A 3,895-nucleotide genomic window follows, 5' to 3' on the forward strand; every position below is an offset into this window, starting at 1 on the left:
TACCAGCTGAGCTATTCCCGCTTCGTCAGTGCGGCGTGTATTCTACTGATACCACCGATAAGGTCAATAGTTTTTGCGCCGCAATTGGCTTATTTGCTGAAAAAATGCTCTCGGTAATGCTGCAATTCCGCAATAGACTCGCGAATATCAGCCAAAGCTTCATGCGCACCCGACTTTTTGAAGCTATTAACAACCTCCGGTTGCCAGCGTTTTGCCAACTCTTTTAACGTACTGACATCCAGGTTGCGGTAATGGAAAAAGGCTTCGAGTTCAGGCATGTGCTTCGCTAAAAAACGACGGTCCTGACAAATACTGTTACCGCACATAGGAGAAACCCCGGCATCAACGTATTGTTTTAAAAACTCAATGGTTTCTGCTGCTGCTGTCTTTTCGTCATACTGGCTTTGCTTTATTCGCTCAACCAGGCCTGACCCTGTATGCGTTTTGACATTCCAGTCGTCCATTCTGTCCAGGTATTTTTGAGGTTGATGAAGAGCAATGACAGGCCCTTCCGCTAAGGTGTTCAGCTGTGCATCAGTAACAATGGTTGCTACTTCAATAATGTGATGCTCTTCCGGCACCAGCCCGGTCATTTCGAGGTCAATCCAAATTAGGCGTTGTTTCTTGTCGTCTTCTGTCATTACCCTGCTCTCTTAATGCAATTTGTTGTATGATAGCGTCATTTCCAGCACGACAACAGGTTACAGGCTTGGTAAAACGCAGACGTCTGAACAAAGGCCAGCAACGGCGGGTTTCAGCCAACCAAAAAAAACGGCTGAAAAACACCGATATTGAGTGGACGGATAACCAACTCAATGCACCGGAAGCAGCCCGTGTTATCAGCCGCTTCGGTCAGCACGCGGATATTCGCGATGCCGAAGGCAATACCTACCGCTGCCATATACGCCGGGTTGTCGATAGCCTGGTATGTGGCGACAGCGTTCTCTGGTCCAGAGCAAGTGCCGAACAACAAGGTATGCAGGGTGTAGTTGTTGCCGTTCAGGAAAGGCATAGCCTGCTTTCCCGTCCTGATTACTACGACGGATTAAAGCCTGTTGCCGCTAACATTGATCAAATCTTCGTTATTTCCAGCGTACTCCCCAGCTTCTCATCGCAAATTATCGATCGCTACTTAGTCGCCTGTGAGGACATTGGCATAGAGCCCGTTATTGTGCTGAATAAGGCTGATTTGCTGCCCGAAATTGACGAGACCGAACGTCAATATATTGAGCAAAGGCTGAAAGACTATGAAAGCATCGGCTACAAAGTGCTTCACGTCAGCAGTGCAACTCAAAGCGGGTTGGATGCTTTGCAAGAGATGCTGAAAGACCATATTTCGATTGTTGTCGGTCAGTCCGGCGTGGGTAAGTCGTCGCTGGTAAACCAGCTTTTACCCGACGTGAACGCCGACACAAATTTAGTGTCAGATAACTCTGGATTAGGACAGCACACAACAACGGTTGCAACCTGGTATGACTTAAAGGAAGGCGGAGCCCTTATTGACTCACCCGGTATCCGGGAGTTTTCGTTATGGCACCTGGAACCTGAGAGAGTAGCCCGGTGCTATGTCGATTTCCGCGACTACCTAGGCGGCTGCAAATTCCGCGATTGTAAACATGGCGATGATCCGGGCTGCGCACTGCAAGAGGCTGTCGGTAACAATCAATTGCATGAATGGCGCCTTTCTAATTATCATCGCATTATAGAGACGATGAAAACACAAAAGCCCAGTCGGGCAATTAGAGGTAAGTAACTGTGTCAAAGACCGATAAAGTCAAAATTTTCTTCCAGCATGTGATGCCGAAGCATTTAATTTCCAGGTTAATGGGAAAGTTTGCCGCTGCACGTGCCGGATGGTTCACACAGGTTTTTATCCGCTGGTTTATTCGGCAGTATAAAATTGACATGAGTGAGGCCATTCACGAGTCACCCAAGGCTTATAAAACCTTTAATGAATTCTTCACACGCAGGCTAAAACCAGAGCTTCGACCGCTGGAAGCAGACGACAGCGAATTAGCACACCCGGTCGACGGTGCAGTCAGCCAGTTAGGCGACATTGATGGCGGACGCATTTTTCAGGCTAAAGGGCATGACTATTCATTACAGGAGTTGCTCGGTGGCAACGAAGAAGACGCCAAGCCTTTTGTAAACGGTAAATTTGCGACTATTTATCTGGCACCGAAAGATTACCACCGCATTCATATGCCTTGCGATGGTGTCCTGAAAAAGATGATTTATGTGCCGGGTGATTTATATTCAGTAAATCCGTTAACCGCGGCTAATGTACCGAACCTGTTCGCTCGTAACGAGCGCGTTGTAGCTATTTTTGATACCGAAGTTGGCCCCATGTCCATGGTATTGGTTGGCGCAACTATCGTCGCCAGTATCGGTACGGTTTGGTCCGGCACCGTCACACCGCCTACCGGTGGCCGTATTCAAAGCTGGTCGTATCCAACGTCAGGCCACTCAGCTATACACCTCAAAAAAGGTGAAGAAATGGGTCATTTCAAACTCGGTTCAACCGTGGTGCTAACCTTTGCCGAAAACTCGATTGAATTTGATGACGATCTTAAGCCACTTTCCACCACGCGTATGGGAGAAACTATGGCAGAGATAAAAGAGAGCAACGATTGATTTTATGGGCGCACCGAGGGGCCAGTTATGAGGCCCCGGAGAATACGCTTGCCGCTTTCTCGCGAGCCATGGACAGCGGCGTGCATGGTATTGAACTGGACGTTTATGCCATAGACGGTGAACGTTTTGTGTTCCACGACCGGTATTTAGAACGCCTGACTGCCACACCCGGCCGGCTAAAAGACTTAACCGCTGAGCAGATAAAGCATCTGAAAGTGTTTGGTCAGCAGTCTATACCCACCTTGCGCGAAGCATTAGCTCATATTAACGGACATTGTCACGTAAATATTGAGCTTAAAGGTGATATGCCCACCAAAGAGCTTCTGCTTGATATTGATTACGCTCTAAAGAACACCAATTTCAAACCTGAACAACTCTTAGTTTCGTCTTTTAATCACCACTGGTTGCAGCGGCTTAAAAAGCGTCGCCCTGAGATTAAAATTGGCGCTTTGAGTGCCAGCTGCCCATTGAGCTATTGTCAGTTCGCAGAGGAGCTACAGGCGTTTTCAGCCCATTTTGCGGTAGATTTTGTGACACCTGAACTGGTTGAGGATGGTCATCGCAGGGGCTTACAAGTTTATGTCTACACAGTAGACGGCCAACACGATATTGAAGAGCTGCACGCAATGGGTGTGGATGGCATTTTTACCAACCACCCCAACTACGCTCAAAATGTCATTGCCGGCTTAACCACCGTCGGCAACGAACCTATTCTGCATTATTAGCCTGACGGACCATCAGCTATGGTGGTCCGGGTACTCTTCCTGCAACGATTCCAGCTTACGAGTGATAGCCATTGGTGAACTGGTGTTTCTAGCCAGTGCTATATACAGGGCCGGAATAACAAATAGCGTTAAAAAGGCGGATACGGCAACACCCGCAAAAATCACCGTACCAATGACCATACGACTTTCTGCTCCGGGCCCTGACCCAAGAATCAGCGGCATTGCACTCATTAAGGTTGTGAACGCCGTCATCACAATAGGTCGTAAGCGTTGCTGAGCAGCTTTAAGTACTGCCTCTTTGAACTCCATACCGGAGTCGCGCAACTGGTTCGCAAACTCAACAATAAGAATGCCGTTTTTAGCAGCCAGGCCTATTAGCATCACAATACCAATCTGACTGTAGATATTGATACTCATACCCGTTATGTACAATGCCAATAAGGCACCTACTATAGCCATAGGCACGGCCAGCATAATCACCAGCGGGTGAATAAAGCTTTCGAACTGTGCCGCCAGAACCAGGAAGGTGATCACCA

At 48.1% G+C, this 3,895-nt stretch carries 5 protein-coding genes; 3 read left to right on the plus strand and 2 right to left on the minus strand.

Annotation, left to right across the window (positions count from 1 at the left end):
• Positions 1-89: 89 nt before the first annotated feature.
• Positions 90-641 (minus strand): oligoribonuclease, encoded by a 552-nt coding sequence (orn, locus tag B3180_RS03960; protein ID WP_271332321.1) that lies wholly within the window; start codon positions 639-641, stop codon positions 90-92.
• A 68-nt stretch (positions 642-709) separates the two neighbouring features.
• Here orn and rsgA point away from each other — a divergent pair, with 68 nt between their 5' ends.
• Genes rsgA through B3180_RS03975 form a run of 3 tightly spaced genes read left to right on the plus strand, consistent with a single transcriptional unit; the run spans position 710 to position 3,359 of the window.
• Positions 710-1,753 (plus strand): small ribosomal subunit biogenesis GTPase RsgA, encoded by a 1,044-nt coding sequence (rsgA, locus tag B3180_RS03965; protein ID WP_278358965.1) that lies wholly within the window; start codon positions 710-712, stop codon positions 1,751-1,753.
• Between the two features lie 2 nt (positions 1,754-1,755).
• A complete protein-coding gene (gene asd / locus B3180_RS03970) occupies positions 1,756-2,634 on the plus strand; it encodes an archaetidylserine decarboxylase (protein WP_278358846.1) in 879 nt (292 codons plus the stop codon).
• A complete protein-coding gene (locus B3180_RS03975; protein ID WP_054490238.1) occupies positions 2,631-3,359 on the plus strand; it encodes a glycerophosphodiester phosphodiesterase in 729 nt (242 codons plus the stop codon). The genes asd and B3180_RS03975 overlap by 4 nt, the downstream gene beginning before the upstream one ends.
• A gap of 12 nt (positions 3,360-3,371) precedes the next feature.
• Here the strand turns inward: B3180_RS03975 and B3180_RS03980 are convergent.
• The coding region (locus B3180_RS03980) for an efflux RND transporter permease subunit (protein WP_286843182.1) at positions 3,372-3,895 on the minus strand (524 nt) is incomplete at its 5' end.

The sequence above is a fragment of the Idiomarina sp. UBA4206 genome (assembly GCF_002383015.1).
GTDB classification, from domain to species: domain Bacteria; phylum Pseudomonadota; class Gammaproteobacteria; order Enterobacterales; family Alteromonadaceae; genus Idiomarina; species Idiomarina abyssalis.